This window comes from Pseudonocardia asaccharolytica DSM 44247 = NBRC 16224 (assembly GCF_000423625.1).
GTDB lineage: Bacteria > Actinomycetota > Actinomycetes > Mycobacteriales > Pseudonocardiaceae > Pseudonocardia > Pseudonocardia asaccharolytica.
Genome location: NZ_AUII01000044.1, coordinates 1 through 25,180 on the forward strand (window position 1 = coordinate 1; position 25,180 = coordinate 25,180).

General features: G+C 72.1%; 23 protein-coding genes. 12 read left to right on the forward strand and 11 right to left on the reverse strand.

Annotated elements, in window-relative coordinates:
* Positions 1–810: cbb3-type cytochrome c oxidase subunit I (locus G567_RS0123630; protein ID WP_211224049.1), on the reverse strand; the 810-nt coding region annotated here is incomplete at its 3' end.
* A gap of 128 nt (positions 811–938) precedes the next feature.
* Between G567_RS0123630 and G567_RS0123635 the strand changes: the two genes are divergently transcribed.
* Positions 939–1,613: a class I SAM-dependent methyltransferase gene (locus G567_RS0123635; RefSeq protein ID WP_028931882.1), complete on the forward strand. Its 675-nt coding sequence runs from the start codon at positions 939–941 to the stop codon at positions 1,611–1,613.
* A 44-nt stretch (positions 1,614–1,657) separates the two neighbouring features.
* On the opposite strand, the gene G567_RS31035 is transcribed toward G567_RS0123635, so the two are convergent.
* Positions 1,658–3,730: a transglycosylase domain-containing protein gene (locus G567_RS31035; protein WP_051233486.1), complete on the reverse strand. Its 2,073-nt coding sequence runs from the start codon at positions 3,728–3,730 to the stop codon at positions 1,658–1,660.
* Between the two features lie 164 nt (positions 3,731–3,894).
* Between G567_RS31035 and G567_RS0123645 the strand changes: the two genes are divergently transcribed.
* The 4 genes from G567_RS0123645 to ligD all read left to right on the forward strand — a co-directional run bounded on the left by G567_RS0123645 (position 3,895) and on the right by ligD (position 7,134).
* Positions 3,895–4,938, forward strand: a complete 1,044-nt coding sequence (locus G567_RS0123645) for a glucose 1-dehydrogenase (RefSeq protein WP_028931883.1) — start codon at positions 3,895–3,897, stop codon at positions 4,936–4,938.
* Positions 4,939–5,078: 140 nt separating this feature from the next.
* Entirely contained in the window at positions 5,079–5,393 is a 315-nt protein-coding gene (locus G567_RS34575) for an alpha/beta fold hydrolase (protein ID WP_261763875.1), read from the forward strand.
* Positions 5,390–6,181, forward strand: a complete 792-nt coding sequence (gene phaZ, locus G567_RS34580) for a poly(3-hydroxyalkanoate) depolymerase (RefSeq protein WP_028931885.1) — start codon at positions 5,390–5,392, stop codon at positions 6,179–6,181. Before G567_RS34575 ends, phaZ begins: the two co-directional genes overlap by 4 nt.
* On the forward strand, positions 6,178–7,134 hold the full coding sequence (ligD, locus tag G567_RS0123665; RefSeq protein WP_028931886.1) for a non-homologous end-joining DNA ligase: 957 nt from the start codon (positions 6,178–6,180) through the stop codon (positions 7,132–7,134). Before phaZ ends, ligD begins: the two co-directional genes overlap by 4 nt.
* 29 nt (positions 7,135–7,163) lie before the next feature.
* Here ligD and G567_RS31040 read toward each other — a convergent pair whose 3' ends face one another.
* Both G567_RS31040 and G567_RS0123675 read right to left on the reverse strand, forming a co-directional pair.
* Positions 7,164–7,775 (reverse strand): hypothetical protein, encoded by a 612-nt coding sequence (locus tag G567_RS31040; protein WP_051233487.1) that lies wholly within the window; start codon positions 7,773–7,775, stop codon positions 7,164–7,166.
* Position 7,776: 1 nt separating this feature from the next.
* A complete protein-coding gene (locus G567_RS0123675) occupies positions 7,777–8,268 on the reverse strand; it encodes a hypothetical protein (RefSeq protein WP_028931887.1) in 492 nt (163 codons plus the stop codon).
* A gap of 72 nt (positions 8,269–8,340) precedes the next feature.
* Here G567_RS0123675 and G567_RS32500 point away from each other — a divergent pair, with 72 nt between their 5' ends.
* Complete coding sequence (locus tag G567_RS32500) at positions 8,341–8,961, forward strand: copper chaperone PCu(A)C domain-containing protein (protein WP_147201262.1); 621 nt, start codon at positions 8,341–8,343, stop codon at positions 8,959–8,961.
* 85 nt (positions 8,962–9,046) lie between these two features.
* Positions 9,047–11,320, forward strand: a complete 2,274-nt coding sequence (locus G567_RS31050) for an MMPL family transporter (protein WP_084796406.1) — start codon at positions 9,047–9,049, stop codon at positions 11,318–11,320.
* Here G567_RS31050 and G567_RS31055 read toward each other — a convergent pair.
* Entirely contained in the window at positions 11,295–11,693 is a 399-nt protein-coding gene (locus G567_RS31055) for a sunset domain-containing protein (RefSeq protein WP_028931888.1), read from the reverse strand. The two genes, G567_RS31050 and G567_RS31055, sit on opposite strands and share 26 nt — an antisense overlap.
* Before the next feature lie 252 nt (positions 11,694–11,945).
* Here G567_RS31055 and G567_RS0123695 point away from each other — a divergent pair, with 252 nt between their 5' ends.
* Positions 11,946–12,986 (forward strand): S1C family serine protease, encoded by a 1,041-nt coding sequence (locus tag G567_RS0123695; protein ID WP_245585774.1) that lies wholly within the window; start codon positions 11,946–11,948, stop codon positions 12,984–12,986.
* Between the two features lie 24 nt (positions 12,987–13,010).
* On the opposite strand, the gene G567_RS0123700 is transcribed toward G567_RS0123695, so the two are convergent.
* The 3 genes from G567_RS0123700 to G567_RS34585 are packed head-to-tail and all read right to left on the reverse strand — an operon-like array spanning position 13,011 to position 16,334.
* Complete coding sequence (locus tag G567_RS0123700) at positions 13,011–14,351, reverse strand: sodium:proton exchanger (RefSeq protein ID WP_028931890.1); 1,341 nt, start codon at positions 14,349–14,351, stop codon at positions 13,011–13,013.
* Positions 14,344–16,164, reverse strand: coding sequence for a glycoside hydrolase family 15 protein (locus G567_RS0123705; RefSeq protein ID WP_028931891.1), 1,821 nt, complete (start codon positions 16,162–16,164; stop codon positions 14,344–14,346). Before G567_RS0123705 ends, G567_RS0123700 begins: the two co-directional genes overlap by 8 nt.
* An 11-nt stretch (positions 16,165–16,175) precedes the next feature.
* The gene (locus tag G567_RS34585; protein WP_154667180.1) at positions 16,176–16,334 is read right to left on the reverse strand and encodes a hypothetical protein; all 159 of its coding nucleotides are present in this window, start codon (positions 16,332–16,334) and stop codon (positions 16,176–16,178) included.
* A 245-nt stretch (positions 16,335–16,579) separates the two neighbouring features.
* On the opposite strand from G567_RS34585, the gene G567_RS0123715 reads away from it, so the two are divergent.
* Positions 16,580–18,223, forward strand: a complete 1,644-nt coding sequence (locus tag G567_RS0123715) for a flavin-containing monooxygenase (RefSeq protein WP_051233489.1) — start codon at positions 16,580–16,582, stop codon at positions 18,221–18,223.
* An 88-nt stretch (positions 18,224–18,311) separates the two neighbouring features.
* Here the strand turns inward: G567_RS0123715 and G567_RS0123720 are convergent, their stop codons facing one another.
* Positions 18,312–20,108 (reverse strand): sigma-54-dependent Fis family transcriptional regulator, encoded by a 1,797-nt coding sequence (locus tag G567_RS0123720; RefSeq protein WP_028931893.1) that lies wholly within the window; start codon positions 20,106–20,108, stop codon positions 18,312–18,314.
* A gap of 330 nt (positions 20,109–20,438) precedes the next feature.
* Between G567_RS0123720 and G567_RS0123725 the strand changes: the two genes are divergently transcribed.
* Entirely contained in the window at positions 20,439–21,500 is a 1,062-nt protein-coding gene (locus G567_RS0123725) for an alpha/beta fold hydrolase (RefSeq protein ID WP_028931894.1), read from the forward strand.
* A 59-nt stretch (positions 21,501–21,559) separates the two neighbouring features.
* Here G567_RS0123725 and G567_RS31060 read toward each other — a convergent pair whose 3' ends face one another.
* Positions 21,560–21,799 carry a cupin domain-containing protein gene (locus G567_RS31060; protein WP_211224051.1) on the reverse strand — a complete coding sequence of 80 codons (240 nt, stop codon included), beginning with the start codon at positions 21,797–21,799 and terminating at the stop codon, positions 21,560–21,562.
* Between the two features lie 303 nt (positions 21,800–22,102).
* Here G567_RS31060 and G567_RS0123735 point away from each other — a divergent pair, with 303 nt between their 5' ends.
* Positions 22,103–24,385: a UvrD-helicase domain-containing protein gene (locus G567_RS0123735; protein ID WP_028931896.1), complete on the forward strand. Its 2,283-nt coding sequence runs from the start codon at positions 22,103–22,105 to the stop codon at positions 24,383–24,385.
* Positions 24,386–24,576: 191 nt separating this feature from the next.
* Positions 24,577–24,855 (forward strand): transposase, encoded by a 279-nt coding sequence (locus tag G567_RS37300; RefSeq protein ID WP_425414270.1) that lies wholly within the window; start codon positions 24,577–24,579, stop codon positions 24,853–24,855.
* Between the two features lie 22 nt (positions 24,856–24,877).
* Here the strand turns inward: G567_RS37300 and G567_RS0123740 are convergent.
* The coding region (locus G567_RS0123740) for a transposase family protein (protein WP_028931897.1) at positions 24,878–25,180 on the reverse strand (303 nt) is incomplete at its 5' end.

Sequence of the window (25,180 nt, forward strand, 5' to 3'; positions counted from 1 at the left end):
GTGCTGGTAGAGGATGGCCCCGCCGTTGGCCGGGTCGAACACGTGCCCGCCCAGCTGCCGGTCGATCTCGATCCCGAACAGCGCCGCGGTCAGCGGCGGGAAGGCCAGCAGCACGAGAAATCCGGTGACCAGGATGTTCCAGGTGAAGATCGGCATCCGGAACATCGTCATCCCGGGCGCGCGCAGACACACGATCGTGGTGATGAAGTTGACCGCGCCCAGGATGGTGCCCAGTCCCGCGATGATCAAGCCCATGGTCCACAGGTCCCCGCCCACCCCGGGGGCGAAGGTGGCGTTGTGCAGCGGGGCGTAGGCGGTCCAGCCGAAGTCCGCGGCCCCGCCCGGGGTGGCGAACCCGGCGATCACCATCAGCCCGCCGAACAGGAACAGCCAGTAGGAGAACGCGTTGAGCCGGGGGAAGGCCACGTCCGGGGCGCCGATCTGCAGCGGCACGATGTAGTTGGCGAACCCGAACAGGATCGGGGTCGCGTACAGCAGCAGCATGAGCGTGCCGTGCTCGGTGAACAGCTGGTTGTACTGCTCGTGGGACAGGAACTGCAGCCCGGGCACCGCGAGCTCGGCGCGCATCAGCAGCGCCATCGCCCCGCCGGCCATGAAGAACGCGAACGAGGTGACCAGATACAGGATCGCGATGTCCTTGGGATCGGTCGTGCCCAGCATCCACAGCAACCGGCTGCCCTTGGGCGCCTCCCGGCGCGGGTAGGGCCTCGGCACGATCGGCTTCGGTGCGACGGCCACCCGCTCCCGGCCGGCCCCGTGCCCTGACTCGGTTGCGCCGCTGATCCCCATGGCCGGGAGTGTAATAAAGAGGAGAGTAATCCTCTATATCATCGGTCGACGCCGCGCCGAGCCCAGCGAGAGAGCCGTCGTCGGCAGGAGACCTGCGCCGATCCGTCCGTGGTGGGAGACTCGTCCCCATGGCCGCGTCCGATCCCTCACCGTCCGTCGATCGTCCGCGACGAGTGTTCAGCCGCATCTACGCCCGGATCAGCCAGCGGATGGAGGCCGAGGGCATGGCCGAGCTTCGGCACGAGCTGCTCGACGGCCTGGCGGGGGAGGTCGTCGAGATCGGCTGCGGCAACGGCATGAACTTCGCGCACTACCCGACGACGGTCACCGGTGTCGTGGCCGTGGAACCCGAGCCCTATCTGCGTGCGCTGGCGTCGCGGGCTGCCGAGACCGCGCCGGTGCGGGTGCTGGCCGGCACGGCCGACCGGCTCCCGCTTCCCGACCGCAGCGTCGACGCCGCCGTGCTGTGCCTGGTGATGTGCTCACTCGACGACCGCCCGGCCATGCTGGCCGAGCTGATCCGGGTGCTGCGTCCCGGGGGGCAGCTGCGCTTCTTCGAACACACGATCGCCGACACACCCGGCCTCCGGATGACGCAACGGATCATCGACGCCACCGTATGGCCGCTGCTGGCAGGGGGCTGCCACACCGCCACCGATCCCGCCGCCCTGATCACCAGCGCCGGATTCGAGATCACTCGCATCCGCGGGGTCCGGTTCCCCGACAGCCGGCTCACCATGCCGACGACCCCGCACGTGCTCGGCGCGGCCACGACCCCGGGATGGACGGGGACCGAGTCCTGAGCGCACCCGTGCTGACGGTTGGCGGCGCGGCTCACCCACACTGGTCAGTCGTCGCCCGAGCCGATCCCTCCGGTGAGATGGCGCGGGTCCGGCTCGGGCAGCGACGCGACCGGAAGACCCGCATGCAGCGGGCGCATGGCCGCGAACCAGGTTGCCGCCGGCACGGTGCCGCCGAACAGGGTTCCGTCGGCACAGAGCCGCGGCGGGTCGCCGACGCAGATCGGCCGGGGTGGGTCGGCGTCCGACCAGGTCAGCACCGCGCCCGCGAGCTGCGGGGTGGCACCGACGAACCCGGCGGAGAAGTGGTGCTGGGTGGTGCCGGTCTTGCCGAGCATCGGCCGATTCCAGCCCGCGGCGTCGGCCGCGCCGGCCGCGGTACCGTAGACGGTGTCGTCGGAGAGCCCGACGACAAGGGTGTCAGCCAGCCCTTCGGGGATCGCCCGCTCGCACGGCGCCTCGGGCAGCGCGATGGGGGCGCCGGTTCGGTCGGTCACCTCGAGGATCGGCGTCGGCGGGCACCACACGCCGCCGCTGACCAGGGTGGCCCCGACGTTGGCCAGCTCGAGCGGCACGACCGGCACCGGGCCCAGGGTGAACGAAGCGCGTTCCTCGGCGCGCATCACCTCGCCGATCGTGGCGTCCGGCTCTGCGGGTAGCGCCAGGCTCCGCCGCAGGCCGAGGCGGCGGGCCATCTCGACCACCGGATCGACCGAACCGAGCCCGTCGAGCAGCGCGACGAACGTGGTGTTGGGGGACAGCGCGAGCGCGCCCTGCAGCGTGGTCTCGTCAGCGGCACCGCCGCCGCCGGTGACGGTGTAGGGCCGCCCGCCGTCGCGGAACATCCGCGAGGTGTAGCGCTCGGGGGCCGGAACCGGGCTGTGGATTCCCAGTCCGCGTTCCATCGCCGCGGCCGCGGTGAAGATCTTGAAGATCGATCCGGCACCGTGCGGAACGGGCGCCGACGGCAGCGCGTACGCGGTCTGCCCGACCGCTGCGTCCGTTCCAAGGGTCCGGTTGGCGGCCAGCGCCAGCACGCGGTGGTGCTCGCGTCCGGGCGCCACGATCGCCATGGCGTTCGCGATGCCCTCGGTGGCGTCGGCCGGGACCTGCGCGGCGGCGCGAACCGCGGCCGCGGTGACACGACGGTCCAGCGTGGTGCGGACGGTGTAGCCGCCGGTGCGCAGTTCCGCGACGTCGAGGCCCGCGCTCTCCAGGTAGTCGACGACGTAGCGGCAGAAGAAGCCGCTGCCGGGGTCGGCGCCCACGCATCCGGCGTCGGTCCGCCGCAGCGGCTCGACGGCCCCGAGGCCCTGCGCGCGGGCGGCGTCCGCCTGCCTCTCGGTGATCGACCCGACCTCGGCCATGGCGGTCAGAACCAGATCGCGTCGAGCCCTCGCCGCGGCCGGCGCGGACACCGGGTCGAAGGTCGACGGTGCCTTGATCATCCCCGCCAGCAGGGCGGCCTGGGGCAGCGTGAGCTCGGCCGGGCTGGTGGCGAAGTAGGTGCGCGCCGCGGCGGCGACCCCGTAGGCGCTGTGTCCGAAGTAGACGGTGTTCAGGTACCGGGCGAGGATCTCCTGCTTGCCCAGCCGCCGCTCCAGGCGCAGCGCGGTCCGCACGTCGGCGAGTTTGCGCCCCATCGTGTCGGCGACGGCGGCGGCCCGTTCCTCGGCGCTGTCGGCCATCGCGTAGAGACGCAGGTTCTTCGCGTACTGCATGGTGATCGTCGAGGCGCCCTGGCCGTCGAACGGCGCCCCGCTCAGTGCGAGATTGGTGAGGATCGCCCGGCCGACGCCGCGCCAGTCCACCCCGTCGTGGACGAAGAACCGCCGGTCCTCGATCGCGACCACGGCGGCCTTCATGGCCTCGGCGATCTCGCCGGGTTCGGTGGGGATGCGGTACTGCTCGTAGAGGCGCGCAAACGGCACGCCGGCCGCATCCGTGATCACGGAGGCGAGGGGCGCGTGGCCCGGGACCGGCGGCCCGGTGGGAGCCGCGACCGGGGGTGCGGCCGCGACGATCCGGGCCAGCGCGGTCGTCGGGACCAGCAGGACCCCGGCCAGCAGCACGCCGGCGAGCACGACGGCGCCGAGCGCGCGGCCCAGCGGTGCCAGCACGGCACGGACCCGGGGCGGAACGCGTCGGCGGGAAGGCATCGAGTTCCACTGTGCCGAACTCGACGGTGCCCCGCACGACCGCGGATGTGTCTCGGGCGGCCGACCCCGCCGGTCCCGTGGCCGAGCCCACGTTTCACCGGGCGGGTCGTGGGAAGGGCTCCCGCATGAAGGCGCTGACCGTCAAGCCCGGGGCGGCGGACTCCGTCCGGCTGGCCGAGGTCCCCGAACCCCCTGAGTCCGACGGGCCGGTGCTGGTCGACACCGTCGCGGTGGGGATCTGCGGAACCGATCGGGAGATCATCGCCGGGGATCACGGCGAGGCCCCGCCGGGCGCCGACCACCTGGTCATCGGGCACGAGTCGCTGGGCCGGGTCGCCACGGCCCCGGACGGCGCGGGACCGGCACCCGGGGACCTGGTCGTCGGGATCGTGCGGCGGCCCGACCCGGTGCCCTGCGCGAACTGCGCGATCGGCGAGTGGGACATGTGCCGCAACGGCCGCTACACCGAACGCGGCATCAAGGGGCGGCACGGCTACGCGAGCGAGCGGTTCCGGATCCATCCCGAGAACGTTGTCCGGCTCGACCCTCGGCTCGACCGGGTCGGCGTGCTGATAGAGCCCACCAGCATCGTGGCCAAGGCGTGGGAGCACCTGGAGCACATCGGGCGTCGGGCCGCCTGGTCACCGCGCCGGGTGCTGGTCACCGGCGCGGGCCCGATCGGGCTGCTCGCCGCGATGCTCGGGATCCAGCGAGGGCTGGACGTGCACGTGCTCGACCGCGTCGAGACCGGGCCGAAGCCGCGACTCGTCGCCGACCTCGGCGCTTCGTATCACACCGGCCTGGCCGACGTCGCCCCCGACGCCGACATCGTCATCGAGTGCACCGGCGCCGCGCCCGTGATCGCCGATGTCATGGAGCGCAACGCACGCAACGCCGTGGTGTGCCTGACCGGGGTCTCGGCGCCGGGGAGGCGACTGCACGTCGACGTCGGCAGCCTCAACCGCGGCATCGTGCTGGAGAACGACGTGGTGTTCGGCTCGGTCAACGCGAACCGGCGCCACTACGAGCAGGCCGCCCGCGCCCTCGCCGAGGCCGACGTCGGCTGGCTGGAGCGGCTGATCACGCGGCGAGTGCCGCTGCCCGAGTTCCCCGACGCGTTGGACCGCCGCGGCGATGACGTCAAGGTCGTCCTGGAGATCGGACGCTGACGCTCCGGGGCTACCCCGGGGGTCGCCCGTCGTCGAGCCCGGCGCCCGGTTCGGCGAGCCAGCTGACCGCCCACGGCCAGTAGAACCGCACGGTCCGATCCATCACGTCGTCACCCTCCTGCCTGGGCGTCCCCTCCTGCCTGGGCGTCCCCTCCTGCCTGGGCGTCGCCGCCCACGTCGAGGACGTGGGCGCCGTATTCCGGTCCCTGCCGCCCGAGCCGGTCGTGCTCGTCGGGCACAGCTACACCGGCGTCGTCGTGTGCGGTGCGGCAGACCGCGAACCGGTCGACCGGCTCGTGCTCGTCGCGGTACCCGCGACACCCGGCCATCGGGGCGGGAAGAACGGGTCCTACCAGGTCAGCGAGAACAACGCGGCCGACACCCTGCTGAAGGGCCCGATCGGCAAGATCTTGCGCCGCGACATCGCGCCGCCACCGGATATCGTCGAGGAGTGACAGACGACCGGCGGATCGCCGCCCGCGGCCGGGAGCTGCGCGTCCGGGTGCGCCGGGGCAGCGGCTCGTCCCCGCCGCTCGTGTTGGCGAACGGGATCGGCGCGCCGCTCGAGGTGCTCGACCCGTTCGTCGACGCGCTCGACCCTGCGATCGAGGTGGTCCGCTTCGACGTGCCCGGGGTCGGCGGTTCCCCCACGCCGCCGGTGCCCTACCCGTACCCGGCCCTGGCGGCGCTGCTCGGGTCCGCGCTCGACGAGCTGGGCTACGGCCGCGTCGACGTCCTGGGCATCTCCTGGGGCGGCGGTTTGGCGCAGCAGTTCGCGTTCCAGAACCCGCGCCGCTGCCGGCGCCTGGTGCTCGTCGCGACCGCGATGGGGGCGCTCATGGTCCCCGGCAGGCCGCGGGTGCTGACGCATATGCTCACCCCTCGCCGGCACCGCGATCCCGCCTACGCCCGCCGGGTCGCGGGGGCGATCTACGGCGGGAGCCTGCGGTCTGGAGCGAACAACCCGCTACCCATCGCCTTCAACGGGAACGGGAGCACCCGTGGCTACCTCTACCAGCTGCTCGGCCTCGCCGGCTGGACCAGCCTGCCGTTCCTGCCGCTCATCCGGCAGCAGACGCTGATCCTGGCCGGCGACGACGACCCCCTCGTGCCGCTCGTCAACGCCCGGATCATGGCCCGGCTGCTGCCGAACGCCCGCCTCGAGGTGTACCCGGACGGCCATCTCGGCCTGCTCGTGCGCGCGCCGGAGCTGGCCGGGGTCGTCGCGGAGTTCCTGAGATGACCCGGCGGGGCGCGGTGGAGACCCGGGCCGGGGTGGAGCTGACCAACCTCGACCAGCCCCTGTTCGACGACGCGGACGCGACCAAGCGGGAGCTGGTGGACTACCTCGATGCCGTCGCCGACCGGATCCTGCCCGAGCTGCGCGACCGGCTGCTGTCGGTGATCCGGGTGCGTCCCGGCCAGCCGCCGTTCATGCAGAAGAACGTGCCGAAATACACCCCGGAGTGGGTCCGGACGGTCACCGTCTGGACTGAGGCGTCGCGCCGCGAGGTGCGCTACGCGCTGTGCGACGACCGCCGCACCCTGCTGTGGTTCGCCAACCAACGGGCCGTCGAGTACCACCCGACGCTGGTCCGCGGCGAGGCCACGCGCACCACGCACCTGGTGCTCGACCTCGACCCACCGGCGGGTGAGGCGTTCGGTCACGTCGTGCGCGCGGCCCGGCTCGTCCGGCAGGCGCTCGCCGACGCCGGCCTGGCCGGCGCGGTCAAGACCAGCGGCGCGAAGGGCCTGCACGTGTTCGTGCCGCTCGACGAGCAGACGGGGATCGAGGACGCCGCGGCCGCGACGCGCGCGCTCGCGGCGCGGGCCGAGCGGCTCGACCCCGGGATCGCCACGACCGCGTTCATCCGGGAGGACCGCGAAGGCAAGGTCTTCCTGGACTCCACCCGCGCGGGCGGCGCGACCGTCGTGGTCGCCTACAGCCCGCGGGTCCGCCCGGGCGTGCCGGTGTCGTTCCCCGTGGCCTGGGACGACCTCGACCGCGTGGCGCCCGCCGACTTCACTCTCCGCACCGCCCTCAGCCTGCTCGCTGATCGCGACCCGTGGAACGAGCTGATGCCGGCGCCGCAGGCGCTGCTCGCGGACCTGGTGGAGGAGGGCCACACCATCCCGATCGCCCGGGTGCAGGCGATGCACGAGGGCAAGCGGCGCGCCCGGGCCCGCCGGCAATGAGATCGTGCTCTGGCTACTCGCCTGGCACATCAGCGCCAACCGGCCGGGACCGGCACGCCGAGGCGGTCGAGTTCCGCGGCGGCGAGCCTGATGTGCCGGCCGGCCGCGAGATCCACCCATGGCGACTCACTCGCCCGCCGCAACTGCCCGTAGGGAAGCCCATTGGCCGCCCGGCGGGCCAGGTGCTCGACCAGCCGCGGGTCTACCGGCCCGGCGAGCAGCCGGCGCAGCCTCCGCACCTCGCGCGCCCGGGCCAGCCGCAGCGGCAGGTACACCCCGGCGAGCAGCGGCAGCGGCAGCATCCCGATCGCCAGCCCGACCACCCATGCGAGGACCGCGGTACTGCCACGCACGTCGGCGGCGTTCGCGCGGATGCTCTCGGCCGCCTGGCCGATGGTCACCGCGAACCGGTCGGCCGAGTCGCCCACGATCGGCACCTCGCCCAACGCCGCCAGGCCGCGCGCCGCCAGATCGAGCGACTCCGCGACATCGGCCAGCCCGGCGCCGAGCCGTCCCAGGTCGTGCAGGTTCACCCCGGCCACCACACCGAGCACGGCGAAGACCAGGGCCCAGGCCACGGCGAGTGCGTCGAGGCGCCGCAGCGCGCGCCTGCTCGGCATCAACGCCAGGGCGCTCGTCATCTCACGCGCCGTTCCCGGCGCGGAGTGCGGCCGGCATCGGTTGGGCCGGCAATAGCTCGATGACAGCGTCATACAGATACGCCTCGGTCTCGTACTTCTCGTAGAGGTCGTACGCGCCGGGCGGGTAGTCGTGCTCGGAGAGGCGGTGGTACTGCCCCACGGTGCCCGTCGCCCGCACCACCTGACCCACCTCCACGGCCACCGGCTCCGTGGTCATGACGAGCAGCGAGTTGTCGCCGTAGTCGGCCCCGTCGATCTCGAGGCTGCGCGGGCCGAGCACGTCGGCGACCGCCGCGCTCACGGTGACCTGCCGGCCCAGGTACTCCCCCTCGTAGAAGTACTGCGGCTGCTGGATCTCCCCGACGGTCACGCCCCGCTCCGGTCCGGCCGTGTCCTCGCCCCCGCAGCCGGCAAGGACGGCGAGCGCCGCGGCAGCCGCCGCGGCGATCCCGATCCGGCGGCCGAGGCGTCCGCTCGGTGTTCGCGCATCCACGAGCGCCGCGTACCCGTCAACCGATGTGGGTAAGCAGGCCGTTGACATCGATGTCGAACGGGAGGTCGGCGGGTGCGAACCCCACGTGCGCGATACACACGAACGCTCGGCGCGGCCGCGGTGGCACTGGGTGTCGCGGTCGGGCTCGGCGGCTGCGGCGCCGGCCAGATCGCGCAGACCGCGGTCCAGGTCACCGCGACCGGCGGCGCCGAGGGCCAGGTCGGGTCGATGTTGGTGCGCGACGCCGCGTTCACCTACGACCGGCCCGTCCCTGGCGGCGCGGTGTACGAGCCAGGGGAGGATGCCCCGCTGCAGCTCACGATCGTCAACCACGGTGCGGAGGCCGACCGCCTGGTCGCCGTGAGCAGCCCGATCGCGAGCTCCGCCCGGATCGTCGGGGATGCGCGCGTGCCCGGCGGCCAGACACTCACCGCGGGCTACGACGAGCCCGTCGCCGCGATCACGGTGCCGCCGGCGGGGGCGGTCGCCATTGTGCTCGTGGATATCGCCAGCCCGGTCCGCGCCGGGATCAACTACCCGGTGGTGTTCACCTTCGAGCGCGCCGGCGACCTACACCTGAACCTGCCGGTGGAGTACCCGGAGGACGTGCTGCCCCCGCGCGCCCGCGACGCCCAGCCCGACCGGATCGGGACCCTGGAGACCGGGCCAGAGATCCCCACCGTCCCGCGGTGATTGCCGCGGTGTCTCGTCGAGACCATACCCGGTCACGGAATCGAACTCCCGGGCGGCGGGTGGGGTTCCTCCAGCTCACCGGCCGATGACCACCGACAAGCGCCGGGTCTCGCAGTGCTACGCCCAGGGGGTGGTGCGGTTCCCCTGGATGGTACTCGTCGCCGTCGCCGCCGCGCTCGTCGCCACCACGCAGCTGCTCCCGGGCCTGGCCACCGTCGGTGGCGGGCTCTCCGGGTTGGTCGGCAAGGACAACCCGGCCATCGCCGCGCAGGTTGCCGCGCTCGAGCGGTTCGGCCTGCCGCTGCTGTCCCGCACCGCGGTCGTCCAGCACGACCCGGCCGGTCTCGAGGCCGGCATCGTGGCCGACACCGTGCTGCGGGCGGCCACGGTCGACGCCCGCACGGTGGCCGCGGGCGCCGAGCCGTCCACCGAGCTGCTGCTGGCCTACCCGCTGGTGAACACCCCGCTGCTGTTCCCGAACGCCGGTGAGCGCCACACCACCGTCCTGACCTACCTGTTCATCGCGCCCACCGCCAACCTGGGCGAGCAGGACGCGATCGCCCGTGACTACGCGACGACCCTCAAGCGGCCCGACGGCGGCCTGCTCGGGGTCGCAGGGACCATTCCCCTGCAGGTCGCACAGGGGGCACTCGTCACCGAGACGCTCCCGCTGGTGGAGCTCGCGACGCTCGCGGGGGTCGCTCTCATCGTGGCGTTGAGCTTCCGCTCGGTGGTGGCACCGCTGATCACGCTGCTCACCGCGGGGGTCGGTTATCTGATCGCCGACCGGTTGATCGGGTGGTTCGCCGAACTCACCGGGTTAGCCGCGCCGAGTCAGGTGCAGCCGATCGTGGTGGCGCTGATGCTCGGCGTGAGCACCGACTACGCGATCTTCTTCCTGTCCGGGCTGCGCGCCCAGCTGCACGCCGGGCGGACCGGCCGGCCCGCGGCCCGCGGGGCCGTCGCCCAGTACCTGCCGGTCGTCGTCGCGGCCGGGCTGACCGTCGCGGCCGGTGTCGCGACCCTGCTCGGCGCGGAGTCCGGGTTGTTCCGTGCGTTCGGCCCGGCCCTCGCGATCACCGTGCTGGTCGGGCTGGCGGTCTCGGCGACCGTGGTGCCCGCGCTGCTGGCGATCCTCGGTCGCCTGGCGCTGTGGCCCGCGCGCGGGCGGCCCGGGCCGCATGGCCATGGCGGACCGACGTCGCGGCGGCCCCGCCCACCGCGGCCCGGGCGGGTGCACCGGCTGGTCACCCACCGCGGTCGGGCTGCCGTGGTCGCCGCGGCGGTGATCGCGCTGCTGGTGCTCGCGACGCTGCCGCTGGCGGGGCTGCGCGCCGCCGTCTCGCCGGTGACGGCGCTGCCCGCTGGCCATCCGGTCCGCCAGGCCGCCGGCGCCGCCGCGGCCGGCTTCGCGCCGGGGATCCTCGCCCCCACCGAGATCGTCGTGTCGGCGCCCGACATCGCCGAGCGGCGGCAGGCGCTCGGCGCACTCGGCACCGCGCTCGTGGAACGGCCGGGCGTCACGGGCGTACTCGGGCCCGGCGACCAGCCGGTACCCGTGGAGGCCGGGCTGTTCCTCGCGCCGGGCGGCGACGCCGCCCGTTACCTGGTGGTGCTGGACTCCGACCCGCTCGGCGCGGCTGCGCTGCAGGACCTGCGCGCGCTGCGCGCGGCGATGCCGGACCTGCTCGACCGGGCCGGGCTGGCCGGCGCCGAGGTCGCCTACGCGGGCGACACGGCCCTGGGGCTGTCGCTGGTCGACACCGCGGTGGACGACCTGGGCCGGGTGGCGATCGCGGTGCTGCTCGTCCAGCTACTGCTGCTCGTGATCTATCTGCGCGCGCTCGTCGCCCCGCTCTACCTGCTTGCCACCAGCGTGCTCGCCGTCGGGGCCACGCTCGGGATCACCACCTGGGTGTTCCAGGACGTTCTCCGTCAGGGCGGCATCGTGTTCTACGTTCCGTTCGCGGCCGCGGTCCTGCTCGTCTCGATGGGCTCGGACTACAACATCTTCAGCGTCGGCCGCGTATGGGAGGAGGCGCGCCGCCACCCGCTGCGTCAGGCGATGGAGGTCGCCCTGCCCGCCTCGACGCGCGCGATCACCATTGCCGGCTTCACCCTCGCGGTCAGCTTCGCGTTCGTCGCGCTCATCCCCGTGACGCCGTTCCGGCAGCTCGCCTTCGCCGTCGTGGTCGGGGTGCTGATCGACGCCTTCGTCGTGCGCGCGCTGCTCGTTCCGAGCCTGCTCTCCCTGATCGGGCAGGCCAGCGGGTGGCCCGGCCGGCGGCTGCGGGGGCCCCGCCGACCAGAGGCGTCGCCGCAGGACCCCACCACTATCCGCGGGGGGAAGCCTGGGTGAAGCCTGCGGCCTCGGCGTCACCCGGCGAACGGAACCAGACGTCCGCGTGCGCCTGCCGGTAGCCCGAGGAGCTCGGGGTGTGGTAGCGCTTGGGGACCATCTCGGCCTTGACCATGAAGCGGTCGGAGGGAGCGGAGCCGTCCACCCCGGGCCATGCCGACCCGGGGTAGGGGCCCGGGCGGGCGTCGCTGAACTCTTCGTCGCGGGGGGATTCGTCCGGCAGCGCCTCCGCCCCGGGGAACGGAGGCGGAGCCAGCGCCTCGACGACGCTCGGCCCCCCGGAGCGCCCCCGCCCGGCGCGCAGCCAGAGGACAACGAGCACCGCCAGCACCACGATCCCGATCGCGCCCAACACCCAGATGCCGTCGGTCATGTGGCAGGCGTGCCCGGTAGGCCCCAGGATCAATCATCCGGTCCGCCGGTCGCGGACACTGTCATGAAGCCGTCTCCGCGAAACACCCACCCGCCGGTGCCGCGGCGGGTAGCCGACAACCGAGGCGACTTCAACCGGGAGGAGTCGACATGAGCAGGAGCCGGCGAAAGGCCACCGCGAACGCACTCGTCGGGATTCCCGCCGGCGCGGGGGCGAGGCGGTTCCCGGCGGGCCGGCGCGCGGAGGTGTCCGGTGCGTGAGCCGGGAGGGGGCGCGGGGCCTGTGGCGCTCGTGCTGGCGGTCCTGCTCGTCCTCGGGGCCGGCTGCACCGCAGGCGTCACGGAGGCGCCCGGCACTACGTCGCCGCCGGCCGCGGCGGCTCCCGCACCCGGCACCGAGTCCGGGTTGGCCGACGTCGTCGAGCGCCTGGCGCCCAGTGTGGTCACCGTCCGCACCGACGCCGGGCTCGGCAGCGGCGTGGTGTACCGACCGGATGTCGTGGTCACGAACGCGCACGTCGTCGGGGATGCGCGTCAGGTCACCGTCGAGTTGGCCGACGGCAGCTCCTCGCCCGGCACGGTGACCGCCACCGACGTCGTCACCGACCTGGCGGTCGTGCGGACCGAGCGGGGCGGGCTGCCGGTGCCGCGGTACTGCACCGACCTTCCCCGGCCCGGAGACACCGTGCTGGCGATCGGCAGCCCGCTGGGGTTCGAGAACACCGTCACCGCCGGCATCGTGTCCGGTCTCAACCGGCAGATCCCCGGCTCGGCGGGGCAGACCCGCGCGCTCGTCGACCTCATCCAGGTCGACGCGGCGATCTCCCCCGGCAACTCCGGCGGCGCCCTGCTCGACGCCACGGGATGCGTCATCGGGATCAACGAGGCGTACATCCCACCGACAGCGGGCGCGGTCTCGATCGGCTTCGCGATCCCCGCCGCCACCGCCGTCGACGTCGCCGAGCAGCTCCTGGCCGACGGGACGGCGACGCATCCCTTCCTCGGTGTCTCCCTCGGCCGGCTGACCCCGCCGATCCGGCAGGCGCTCGGGGTGCAGGCCGAGGGCGGGGTGCTCGTGCTGTCCGTCGTCCCCGGGGGGCCGGCTGCGTCCGCCGGTGTGCAGCCCGGCGATGTCGTGGTCGGGCTCGCGGGCCGGGAGGTCGGCAGCCTCGAGGACCTGCTCGGCGCCCTCCGCGACACCGAACCGGGACAGCAGGTGCCGCTCGCGGTGGTGCGCGACGGCGAGCGCCGCGAGGTGCCGGTGACGATCGGTTCGCAGTCCGGGCCGGGATGAGCCCAGGCCCACCGCGACCGGCCTTCAGTGCCGCTGGGCGGGTTCCTCGTCGAGCTCCGCGAGCGGGGTCAGCAGACCGTCGCGCACGACGCGGGCGGTCCAGCGCCGCCTGCGCACGAGCTGGCCGATCGCCAGCAGGGCGTACACTCCCGACAGGACCAGGATGAGCGTGCGGTTCACCTCGGCCGGGAGGGTGATGCTGGCGGTGAACTGCACGGCGAACAGCACGAACAGCGTGACCGCACCCGACACGGTGAGCCCCAGATTGATCAGCACGCTCACCGCGAACAGCGACTGTGCCGCCGTGATCAGTAGCTCGTAGCGCTGGTTGGTGTCCAACGGCAGCCCGTCGAGCGTCGTCGCCGACAGCGCGAACACGATCGGGATCGTGCCGACCAGCAACGTCCACTGGTTGACCTTGCTCGACAGCAGCGTGCCAAGCGAGTCGGAGGCTTTGAGCCGCAGCGCGTACAGACAGGCCACGATCAGCTCGGGCGACTCGCTGGCCAGCGGTGCCACCCACTGCACCAGCAGGAACTGGTCGATCCCGAGGCGGCTCCCGGTGTCCACCAGGCCCTGCGCGAAGTGTTCGGCGGTGGCCAGGATGAACAGCCCCGCGACGGCGAACAGGGTGAGCACCCACCAGCGCCGCGGCTTGCGCGGCTTGCCGCCGATCCAGGCCGCGGCGCCGGCCAGATCGGGCTCCGTGACCGGCGCCGTCGACAGCCGCCAGACGTATCCCGCGAAGATCGCGACGAAGACCCCGGCGTCGACGAGGGTCAGCGAGGTGCGCAGCGGCAGGGTCAGCGAGTACAGCGTGGCGATGCCCAGGAAGACCACCTCGGCCGACATCACCGGCGCCAGATCCACCCGGCCCACATGGGTGGACGCGCTCGCCTGGCCCCCGCCGCGGCGCACCCGCCACGCGGCGATGCTGGCCACCAGCAGCACGAGCGGCCAGCCGACGCCGACCAGGATCCGGTTGGCCCCGGTCATGTTGGCCAGCGCCAGCGAGCAGGGGTCGGCCCCGCCAGGCCCGGGCACGCACATCCCGTGCTCGGCGTAGATCTGCCCGGCCTGGAAGGTGAACACGAAGTCGACCGCGTACTCCGGCAGCACCGCCAGCAGCGCCAGCAGCGCGATCGCGGCACCGGCGCTGATGTCGACCTGCGCCGCCTCGGCGGCCCACGACAGCAGGAACGCCGCGCCCACGATCGCGATCCCGAAGATCAGCGCGGCCAGCGGTGGCGACAACGTCGGATGCGGCAGCCCGAGGTATCCGGCCGCGCCCAGGTACGCTCCCGGCAGCGCGACCATCAGCGCGACCGGGATCTGGACGGGGAAGCGTCCCGCGTCCTCACCCATGGCGCTCCGGCCGCGAGCGGGTGTCCCCCGCGCGCAGGTCGTGGCCTTGCCCCGGGTCCAGCAGCAGCGCCGTGTTCACCAGGCCGAGATGGCTGAACGCCTGCGGGACGTTGCCGAGCTGACGCCCTACCCGTGGGTCGTACTCCTCGGCGAGTAGGCCAAGGTCGTTGCGCAGCCCGAGCAGCCGCTCGAACAGCTCCCGCCCCTCCTCGGCGCGCCCGGTACCGTGCAGCGCGGCGGCGAGCCAGAACGAGCAGGCCAGGAACGCGCCCTCGCCGCCGGGGAGCCCGTCCACGCCACCGTCCGCCTCGGGCCGGTAACGCAGCAGCAGCCCGTCCGTGCACAGCTCCCGCTCGACCGCGCGGACCGTGCCGCGCACCCGCTCGTCCGACCAGGGCAGGAATCCGACCCGGGGGATCAGCAGCAGCGCCGCGTCGAGCCCGCGGGAGCCGTAGAACTGGGTGAACGTTCCCCGCCGTTCGTCGTAACCGCGGGCACACACCTCGTCGTGGATCCGTGCGCGCAGGGCGCGCCAGCACGTCACCGGGCCGTCGAGTCCGTACCGTTCGGCCGCGCGGACCATCCGGTCGACACCGGTCCAGGCCATCACCTTCGAGTGCACGAAGTGCCGACGAGGCCCACGCATCTCCCACAGCCCGTTGTCCGGCTCGTCCCAATGGCCCTCGAGGAAGTCCAGCAGCGCGCGCTGCAGGTCCCAGGCGTCCGCGGTCGGGGCGATCCCGGCCTCGCGCCCGAAGTGCAGCCCGTCGAGGACCTCACCCCAGACGTCGAGCTGATACTGCTCGGCCGCGGCGTTGCCGACCCGCACCGGGGTCGAGCCCTCGTACCCGGCCAGATGATCCAGGGTGTACTCGGTCAGCCTGCGCTCGCCGTGCACCCCGTACATGATCTGCATTCCGGCCGGGTCTGCCATCGCCGCCCGCAGCAGCCACTCCCGCCAGGCGCGCGCCTCGTCGGCGTAGCCCGTGCCCAGCAGGGCGGCCAAGGTGAGCGTCGCGTCCCGCAGCCAGCAGTAGCGGTAGTCCCAGTTGCGGGGACCGCCGATCTGTTCGGGCAACGATGTGGTCGCGGCGGCGACGATCCCGCCGGTCGGGGCGTAGGTGAGCCCCTTGAGCACGATGAGCGAACGGCGGACGGCATCCGCCCACCCACCGCGGTAGGTGCATCGGTCGATCCAGCCGGCCCAGAAGTCCTCCGTGGCGCGCACCGCGCTGGCGCCGTCCACCGGGACCGGACGCGGCCGGTGCGACGGGGCGTAGGTGAGCACGAACGGCAGCTGCTCTCCCTCCGCGACGCTGAACTCCGCCACCACCCGATCCTCCTGCTCGGTCACCGCCACCGGGGCCGCGAGCCACGCCGCGTCCGGTCCGGCGACCGCGGACACGTCTCCGTCCACCTGGCGCAGCCACGGCGCCACCCCGCCGTACTCGAAGCGCAGCACCAGATCCATCACCATGCGAACACGCCCGGAGACGCCCTCGACCAGCCGCACCACGTCCGGGGCCTCCCCGCGTGGCGGCATGGCGTCCACGACGCGGATCGTGCCGTCCGGCGTGACCCACTCGGTCTCCAGCACCAGGGAGTCACCCCGGTAGCGCCGCCGCGTGCAGCGCCCCGCGCCGGCCGGAGCCATGAGCCATCGCCCCGCCGGCTCGTCGTCGAGCAGCGCGGCGAAGCAGGCCGGCGAGTCGAACCGGGGCAGGCAGAGCCAGTCGATCGAACCGTCCGCACCGACCAGCGCGGCGGTATGCAGATCGCCGATCACGCCGTAGTCCTCGATACGGCCCGCCATCCGCTCCCCTTTCATTCGGCTGGCCCGCCGACCGCCGCCACCTTGAGCATCTCCGCGCGCTCCAGTGAGCTCGGCGGCTCGGGGATCGGCCGTATCCGCGGCCGCGGCAGGTGCTTGTCCGGGAATCGCTCGGCCACCTGCGTCGGGTTCCCGTGACCAGCGGTCGACATCGGAACCGTCACCTCCTCGCGCTGAAACTTCCTCCGGCTGCCCGGTGGTCGGCACGAGAAACCATCCGTTGCTCAATCGTTGCGATCCGGGAGGCGCGCCGGCCGGGCCGACTGCGGTGACGCCGCACGCCACGCTCTCGCCGAGATCCGCGACGGCCTGTCCGATTTTGGGACGTCTTGACCGCCTGGGACACCGCTCACGATGGCATGCGTCCGTGAGCTGGAACACAGAGAGGTGGATCACGATGACGTCCGCGACTGACATCGCGCCCCACGTCGGCGACATCCGGGCAGATCTCGAGCTCGACGCGGTGGTCCTCGGCGCCGGGGTGGCCGGGCTGTACCAGCTGCACCAGCTGCGCGAGCAAGGCTTGCGGGTGCGTGCCTACGAGGCGGGCTCTGACGTGGGTGGCACCTGGCACTGGAACCGCTACCCCGGCGCCCGGTTCGACAGCGAGGCCTACATCTACCAGTACCTGTTCTGCGAGGACCTCTACAAGGACTGGAGCTGGACGCAGAGGTTCCCGGACCAGCCCGAGATCGAGCGGTGGATGCACTATGTCGCCGACCGGCTCGACCTGCGCCGGGACATCCAGTTCTCCACCACCATCAGCAGCGCGCACTTCGACGAGGACCGCGGCCGCTGGACGATCCGTACCGATCGCGGCGACACGATCGATACCCAGTTCTTCATCACCTGCGGCGGCATGCTGTCCGCGCCGCTGGAGAACGTCTTCGAAGGCCAGGACAGCTTCCGCGGGGAAATCCTCCACACCTCTCGCTGGCCGAAAGAGAAGGTCGAGCTGGCCGGCAAGCGGGTCGGGGTGGTCGGCATCGGCGCGACCGGTATCCAGGTGATCCAGACGATCGCCGAGGAGGTCGCCCACCTGACCGTGTTCGCCCGGACCCCGCAGTACGTGCTGCCGATGAAGAACCCGACCTACGGCAGGTCCGAGCAGACCTGGTACAAGCGCCGCTTCGAGGAACTGCGCGACACGATCCCGCACACCTTCAGCGGGTTCGAGTACGACTTCGAGCACGCCTGGGCCGACTGCACCCCGCAGCAGCGCCGGGAGATCCTGGAACAGACCTATCAGGACGGGTCGCTGAAGCTGTGGCTGGCCGGCTTCGCGGAGATGTTCTTCGACGAGCAGGTCAGCGAAGAGGTCTCGGAGTTCGTCCGGGAGAAGATGCGCGAACGTCTCAAGGACCAGCAGCTGATCGACATCCTGGTTCCCACCCACTACGGGTTCGGCACCCACCGCGTCCCGCTGGAGACCAACTACCTCGAGGTCTACCACCGCGACAACGTCGAGCTGGTCGGGGTCCGGGATAACCCGATCGCCCGGATCATCCCCCACGGCATCCAGCTCACCGACGGCACCGTCCACGAGTTCGACTTGATCATTCTGGCCACCGGCTTCGACGCCGGCACCGGGGCCCTGACCCGGATCGACATCCGCGGCCGGAACGGCCGCTCGCTGGCCGAGGACTGGAGCCGCGACATCCGCACCACGATGGGCCTGATGGTGCACGGCTACCCCAACCTGCTCACCACCGCGGTGCCGCTCGCCCCGTCGGCGGCGTTGTGCAACATGACCACCTGCCTGCAGCAGCAGACAGAGTGGATCACCGACGTGATCCGGCACCTGCGCGAGCAGGGCAAGTCGGTGATCGAGCCGACCGAGGAGGGCGAGGACGCCTGGGTCGCCCACCACGACGAGACGGCGAATGCCACCTTGGTGACGAAGACCCACTCCTGGTACATGGGCTCGAACGTGGACGGCAAACCGCGCCGCCTGCTGTCCTACATCGGTGGCGTCGGCACCTACCGCAAGAAGTGCGAGGAGGAGGCCGCCGCGGGCTACCCGTCCCTCCAGAAGAGCTGAGTTGCTCGTCGGTCGCCGGCGCCCCACCCAAGGGGCCGGCGACCGGCCCAGGGGCCGTCGATTCCGGCGCACAGGACCGGGCTGAGGGTCAGACCGTGATTCCGTACTGACGGATCTTGCGGTAGAGGGTCGAGCGGGCGATTCCGAGCGTGGCGGCCGCGGCCATCCGGTTGCCGTCGGCCTCGCGCAGGGCCGTGACAATCGCGTCGCGTTCGATCTCGTCGACCGGGCGCAGCGAGCCGCGGGGGGCGCTCTGGCAGAACGCGGGCAGGTCGTGTGCCTCGATAGCGCCCACCGGGCGCCGGGCCAGCGCAGCGGACAGTGCCTGCTCGAGCTGCCGGATGTTGCCCGGCCAGTGGTAGCTGCCGAGCAGGCGCAGTGCCTGATGGGACAGGCGGACGTCGCGGTGCGGGGCCAGGTCGGCCAGCAGTGACGTCACCAGGGCGGGCAGGTCGGCCCCGCGGTGGCGCAGCGACGGCACCGTCGCCGACGCGCTGAACACCGCCAGCATGCGCTGGTGGGTGGCCTGCTGGACGACCGCTTCTGATGCCGTGGCGGCGAGCGTCCGTGGCCTGTCGTGACCGCGGTCCAACGCGTCGGCGAGCGTGTCGAGGGCGCTCGGGGACAGCCGGTCGACGTCCCGCAGGACGTGCAGCGTCGGCTCCGGGGTCGCCTCCAGCAGCCGGGCCGTGGCCTCCGCCGGCGCCGCTTCGACCTCCGCGGCCTCCAGCGCGACAGCTCGGCCCGTGTCGTGCACGAGCCGGTGCAGCTCGGCCAGCAGGGTGAAGCGCCCGGACCCGGGTTCGCCGAGGACGAGCACCGGGTGTGCGGCGTGCACGGCGGCTTCCACGGTGGCCGCGGCCGCGCGCCACGCGGGGGAGTGGCTCTTCCCGACGCTGGTCTGCGCCGCCCCGGGTGCTCGGAGCGGTTCCCAGCCGCCCTGGATCGCCGGTCCGGTGGAGCTGTCGACCTCCTGGAGAGCTGAGACCACCCCGACCATTCCCGCGACCTCGGTGCCTACCCGAACCGTTGAGCCACGCAGCCGTACCCGGGTGCCGGAGGGCAGGTCGAGCCGATCGTCCACGGTCGCGCGTCGCAGCATCACGAACCGCACGTGGTCCTGCAGTGCTTCCTGGTCGCCCGGGTCGAGCAGCGCCTGCAGGGGCGAGTTGGCCATCACGACCCGCTGTCCGACCGCCAACACGGCCTGCCGGCTGCGCGCGTCCACGCGCGAGTACGCGTCGAACAGCGCCTGCTGCGTCTGGTTCCGGTCGAGCAGCAGGTTGTTCTCGATCTGGCGCACGGCCGAGCGGACCAGCGAATGCATCATCGGTGTCGAGTGATCACTGAGGCAGCTGATGTCCAGCACGCCCACGATCCGGCCGGTGAACGGATCGTGGACCGGGGCCCCGGCACACGCGAATGTCTGCAGGGGGTCCGCGAAGTGCTCGGCACCGACGATGTGCACGGACTCGCCGAACTCCAGCACCGTCCCCACGCCATTGGTGCCGACCTCGTCCTCGGCGTAGTCGAACCCCTGGGCGAAGTACACCCGGTCCAGCATCCGTCCGATCCAGGAGTTGCTGTCCCGGCGGCTGAGGATGCGCGCCCGCTCGTCCGTCAGCGCCACGCTGATGGGGATGTCGGCGATCTGTTCGGCGAGCCGCTCGATCACCGACTGTGCGCAGCGGACGAGCCGCGAGCCGAGATCGAGCTCGGTGTAGTAGGTGGGGGCCACCTCGTGCGGTTGGACGCCTTGGGAGGAGCTGCGCCGCCAGGACGCGGCCACGTGGTCCGGGACGCCGCACAGTTCGAGATCTCCGCTCTCCAGGAAGTCCGCACGGGCCACCGCGAGCAGAAATCGCTGATTCGCGACGTCGCCCATTGGTTCACACCTCCCTGTGCCCTCGGTCACATGATGTCGCTCACATGATGTGCCAGAGATCAAGAGCGCGGCGTGTCTCATATTCGGACACTTCGTGGTGTGCGACAGCCCACACAGTAGGCCTCGTCCGGCGGCTGACGACCGCGCGCGCGGCTCCGTCCGCCGTCCGGGTCACCCGAGACCGAGGAGCGAGATGTCCGTGGGTTGTCGGCGTCACCGGGGTACGCCCCGGATCTCGGCGACGCCGTGAGGACGCGGGACGCAGGTGCCCCGTCGTCGAGCACGGTATATCGCCCCGTGAACGAGCCCGCTGCACCAGGAGGATCACTGATGATCGACAACCCGTACTACACCCCCGAGTTCCACGGCGACTACGAGCTGATCAGCATCGGCCGGCTCGACCTGGAGGAGGGCGGCTCGATCCCGGACTGTCGGCTCGCCGTGGCGACCTTCGGCACCCTCAACGACGCCAAGGACAACGCCATCCTGATCCCCACCTGGTACTCCGGGACCCACCAGATCTTCCGCGACGTCTACATCGGGCCGGACCACGCGCTGAACCCCGACGAGTACTTCATCGTCGTGATCGACCAGATCGGCAGTGGGCTGTCCACCAGCCCGCACAACGCCGACGGCGCCAACGCGGGGATCGCGATGTCGAAGTTCCCGCACGTGCGCATCGGCGACGACGTCGTGGCCCAGGAGCGCCTGCTGCGCGAACACTTCGAGATCGAGACCCTGCAGCTGGTGGTCGGCGGCTCGATGGGCGCGCAGCAGACCTACGAGTGGGCGGTCCGGTTCCCGGACAAGGTCAAGCGGGCCGCGCCGATCGCCGGCACCGCGCAGAACACCCCGCACGACTTCCTGTTCACCAAGGCGCTCAACGAGGCGATCACCTCGGACCCGGGCTTCAACGGGGGCGAGTACTCCTCGAACGCCGACGTGGTGGGCGGGCTGCGCCGGCACGCCGGGATCTGGGCGGTGATGGGCTTCTCCACCGAGTTCTGGAAGAAGGAGGTGTGGCGGGCGCTGGAGTTCGACTCCAAGGAGGCGTTCCTCGAGGGCTTCCTGGAGCCGTATTTCACGGTGATGGACCCGAACGACCTGCTGTGCATGGCCTGGAAGTGGCAGCGCGGCGACGTCGCCCGGCGCACGGGCGGCGACCTGGCTGCCGCACTCGGCCGGATCACCGCGACCACCTTCGTCATGCCGATCAGTGAGGACATGTTCTTCCCGGTGCGCGACTGCCGCACCGAGCAAGAGATGATCAAGGGCAGTGAGCTGCGCGTCATCGACGACGTGCTGGGGCACCTGGGGCTGTTCGGAGTCGCTCCCACCTACATGCCCCAGATCGACCAGCACCTCGGTGAGCTACTCGCCCGCCCGGCCTGATCCCCTGGCCGGGCCGACCGGGGAGTCGCGTCCCCACCGCGTCCGCGACCGGCTCGACCTCAGTCCGGCAGGGCGTCGTCCGGGGCGTGCAGGTGGGCGCGCTCCCCGTCGTGGTCGAGGATGGTGAGGATCTCCACGGGACCGTCATGGGCGCCGATGACGTGCGGGGTCATGGTCGAGGACTCGGCCGCGCCACCTGCCTGGACCAAGATGGTTCGCTCGCCCAGCTGCAGGCGGGCCGTGCCGGACAGAACGGTGAACCACTCGCGGCCGGGGTGCACGCTCAACCTCAGCGACACGAACGCGCTCGTCACGGCCGTCGAGAAGGTGTTCGCCCAGTAACGAACCACTGCAAGCCCCTCGGCGTGGGACCGACGAACGACGCCGGTAGATGGACGAGCGTCCGTCCGCCCAATAGGGGTGGACGGAAGTGCCGTTCGTCCAGTCAGGCTCGGGGCGCGCCAGCCGTCCCACGGTGCGCACTCATGCGATTCACCCGATGTGACTTTGCACGGCGATATGCGGAAAAGCTATTCTGATGGATGCGATCAGAGAATGAATTCGTGGCTCCGCAACTCAACGATAGCATGGGTGAGGAGAGCGTGGACAGACCCCCTTTTGAGCAGGAGTTGGAGGCGGAGACCGGGCGGATCCGCCGGCTGCATGCGCTGCTCGCCACCGAGCTCGCGGCCGCCACGGCCCAGGCGCGGGGCATGCTGGCCGCGCCGACGGGCGGGGAGCTCAGCGCCCGCTGGGAGCGTGACGTCTCCGTGCACCGCTGGTCGGAGCGGGTGGGCGCGCTGACCGCCGCCCGCTCGGGGTTGTGCTTCGGCCGGCTCGACCACACCGACGGGTCGAAGAGCTACATCGGCCGCATCGGGCTCACCGATCCCGCGGACGGGGAAAGCGCGCTCATCGACTGGCGGGCGCCCGCCGCCCAGCCGTTCTACTGCGCAACTTTGGCCAGGCCGCTCGGCGTGACCCGGCGACGGCATTTCCAGCTCGCCGGGACGGCGCCCAACGAGCGGGTCGCCACTTTCCAGGACGATGTGCTGGACCGGGCGGTCCTCACCGAAGCCGATTCCGAATCCGCTTCCGATCCGGCGCTGCTCGCCGCGCTGAAGGCGCCGCGCGGGTCGACGATGCGCGACATCGTGACGACGATCCAGGCCGAGCAGGACGCGATCATCCGGCTGCCGCTCTCCGGCGTCGTCGTGATCGAGGGCGGCCCGGGGACCGGGAAGACCGCGGTGGCGCTGCACCGCGTCGCCTACCTGCTCTACACCCATCGCGAGCGGCTGGCCCGCAGCGGCGTGCTGGTCGTCGGCCCCAGCGCCGGGTTCATCCGGTACGTCGGGGCCGTGCTCCCCGCGCTGGGCGAGTCGGCGGTGGTGTTCACCACCCCCGGCCGGCTGGCGCACGGCGTCGTCGCGACCGCCGTCGATCAGGACGAGGTGGCCCGCACGAAGGGCGGGCTGGCGATGCTGGACGTACTGCGTCGCGCCGTCGCCGACCGGCAGGAGCTGCCCGGGTCGCCGATCGCGATCGAGCTCGACGACGTCACCGTCGAGATCGACCGTGCGACGGCGGCGGAAGCCAGGAGGCGCGCCCGGGCCACCGGCCAGCCCCACAACGCTGCACGGACGACGTTCCGTGACACGCTCGGCAGCCTGCTCGTCCAGCAGGGCGTCGAGCGACTCGACCAGGACCTGGAGGACCCGCCCGAGTTCGCCGACATCCTCCGCGAGCTCGGCGACCTCCCGGAGATCGCGCCGGCGGGCGCGGCGCAGGTGTCGGCAGAGCTGCGCCACGAGTTGCGCGACGACCTGCGCTCGGACCTCGGCTTCCACGGGGCGGTCGAGCGGCTCTGGCCGGTGCTGACCCCGGAGCAGCTCCTCGCCGAGCTCTTCGCGTCGCCGGACCGGCTGGCCTCGGCAGGCGGCGAGATCGACCTCTCCGGGCTGTACCGCGCTCCGGCTCACCCCACCCACCCCGCGTGGACGGTGGCGGACGCGCCGCTGCTCGACGAGCTGGCCGAGCTGCTCGGTCCCCCTCCCGGCCCGCCGGGTGGGCGGGGCGAGCCGGAGCGCGAGCCCGACAGTGCCGTTCGACGGGCCTACGCCGCGGAGGTGCTGAGCATCCTGGAGTCGGCCGACCGTCAGCTCGCCGGGGAGGATCCCGACGAGCTACGCCCGACCGACTTCGTCACCGCGGACGTGCTCGCTGCCCGGCAGGTGCCCGAGCACCTCATGAGCGTCGCCGAGCGGGCGGCCGCCGACCGGGACTGGCGGTTCGGGCATCTCGTCGTCGACGAGGCGCAGGAGCTCTCCGCCATGGACTGGCACGTCCTGCTGCGGCGCTGCCCTTCCCGTTCGATCACCGCGGTGGGCGACCTCGCGCAGCGCAGCGCCCCCGCGGGAGCGCATGCGTGGGCGGACGTGCTCGCCCCGCACCTCGGGTCCCGGTGGACCTACCGGACGCTCACGGTGAACTACCGGACGCCCGCCGAGATCATGGCGCTGGCCGCTGCCGTGCTGGCCGAGTTCGCGCCCGACCGGCAGCCGCCCGAATCGGTGCGGGCGACGGGCGAGGATCCGTGGCAGCGCACCGTGCCCGCGACCGACCTCGCAGCCGAGGTGCGCAGGGCCGTCGAGGCGGAGGTGGCGCAGCTGGGCCGCGGGACGCTGGCGGTGATCGCCGCCGACATGAACGACCTTGCCGGTCTTCCCGCGCAGCTGCACACCCCGGTGTCGGCAAAAGGTCTCGAGTTCGACGCCGTCGTGGTCGTCGACCCGGAGCGGATCCGGGCACACAACCCCGCCGACCTCTACGTTTCGATGACCCGCGCCACCCAGCGGCTCGGGCTGCTGCACGTCGAGCGCTGAGCGAAGCTTGCGGAGCGAACATCAGCACTGAGGCGGCACGACCACGCAGACCGTGTGGGCTCCTCGCAGGGTGCACACACTTTGCGAGGACTCCATGAGGTCCGTGAAGTGCGCGAAATGAGCTTTGAGCTTCCCCCCGTAGCACGGACACCCCACCTGAGGTGGCCCCGGCCACCGGGAAGGATGTCCTTGTGCCTGCTCCTCACCCTGAAGAGTTCCGTCGGCGCGCCGTCGCGTTGGCCCGGGAACGGACCGAACCAGTCGCCGAGTTGGCGAAGGAACTGCGTATTTCCGAGTCGTGCCTGCGAAATTGGATGGCGCAGGCCGACGTCGACGAATCCGATAGCGACACGAAGCTGACGAGCAAGGAGAAAGAAGGAACTGACCGAGCTCCGCCGGGAGAAGCGTCGCTTGGAGATGGAGAACGAGATTCTGAAGCGGGCAGCCGCATACTTCGCCCGGGAGAATGAGCGTTTCTCAGTAGCGGCATGATCATGTTGTTCTGTCGTGTTCGATGTGCAGTAGCACGAGCGCGGCGGCGGTGATGTCGCCGATCCGCCACGGGCACAGGCTGACCCGCCGCCGCGCTTTGAACGTGGTTTTGAGCAGCGAGTTCCCGCGTTCGGCGAGTGCTCGGGTGGCGGAGTGCAGCATGTTGACGCTGCGCTGATCGACGCTCAGCTTGTCGCCGCTGGCCTTGCTGGGCTTCTTGACCGGGCAGACCAGCCGGTCGTTCTCGCCCTGGTAGCCCGGGTCGGCCAGCGCGACGCGCGCCTCGTCGTCGGACCACATGTC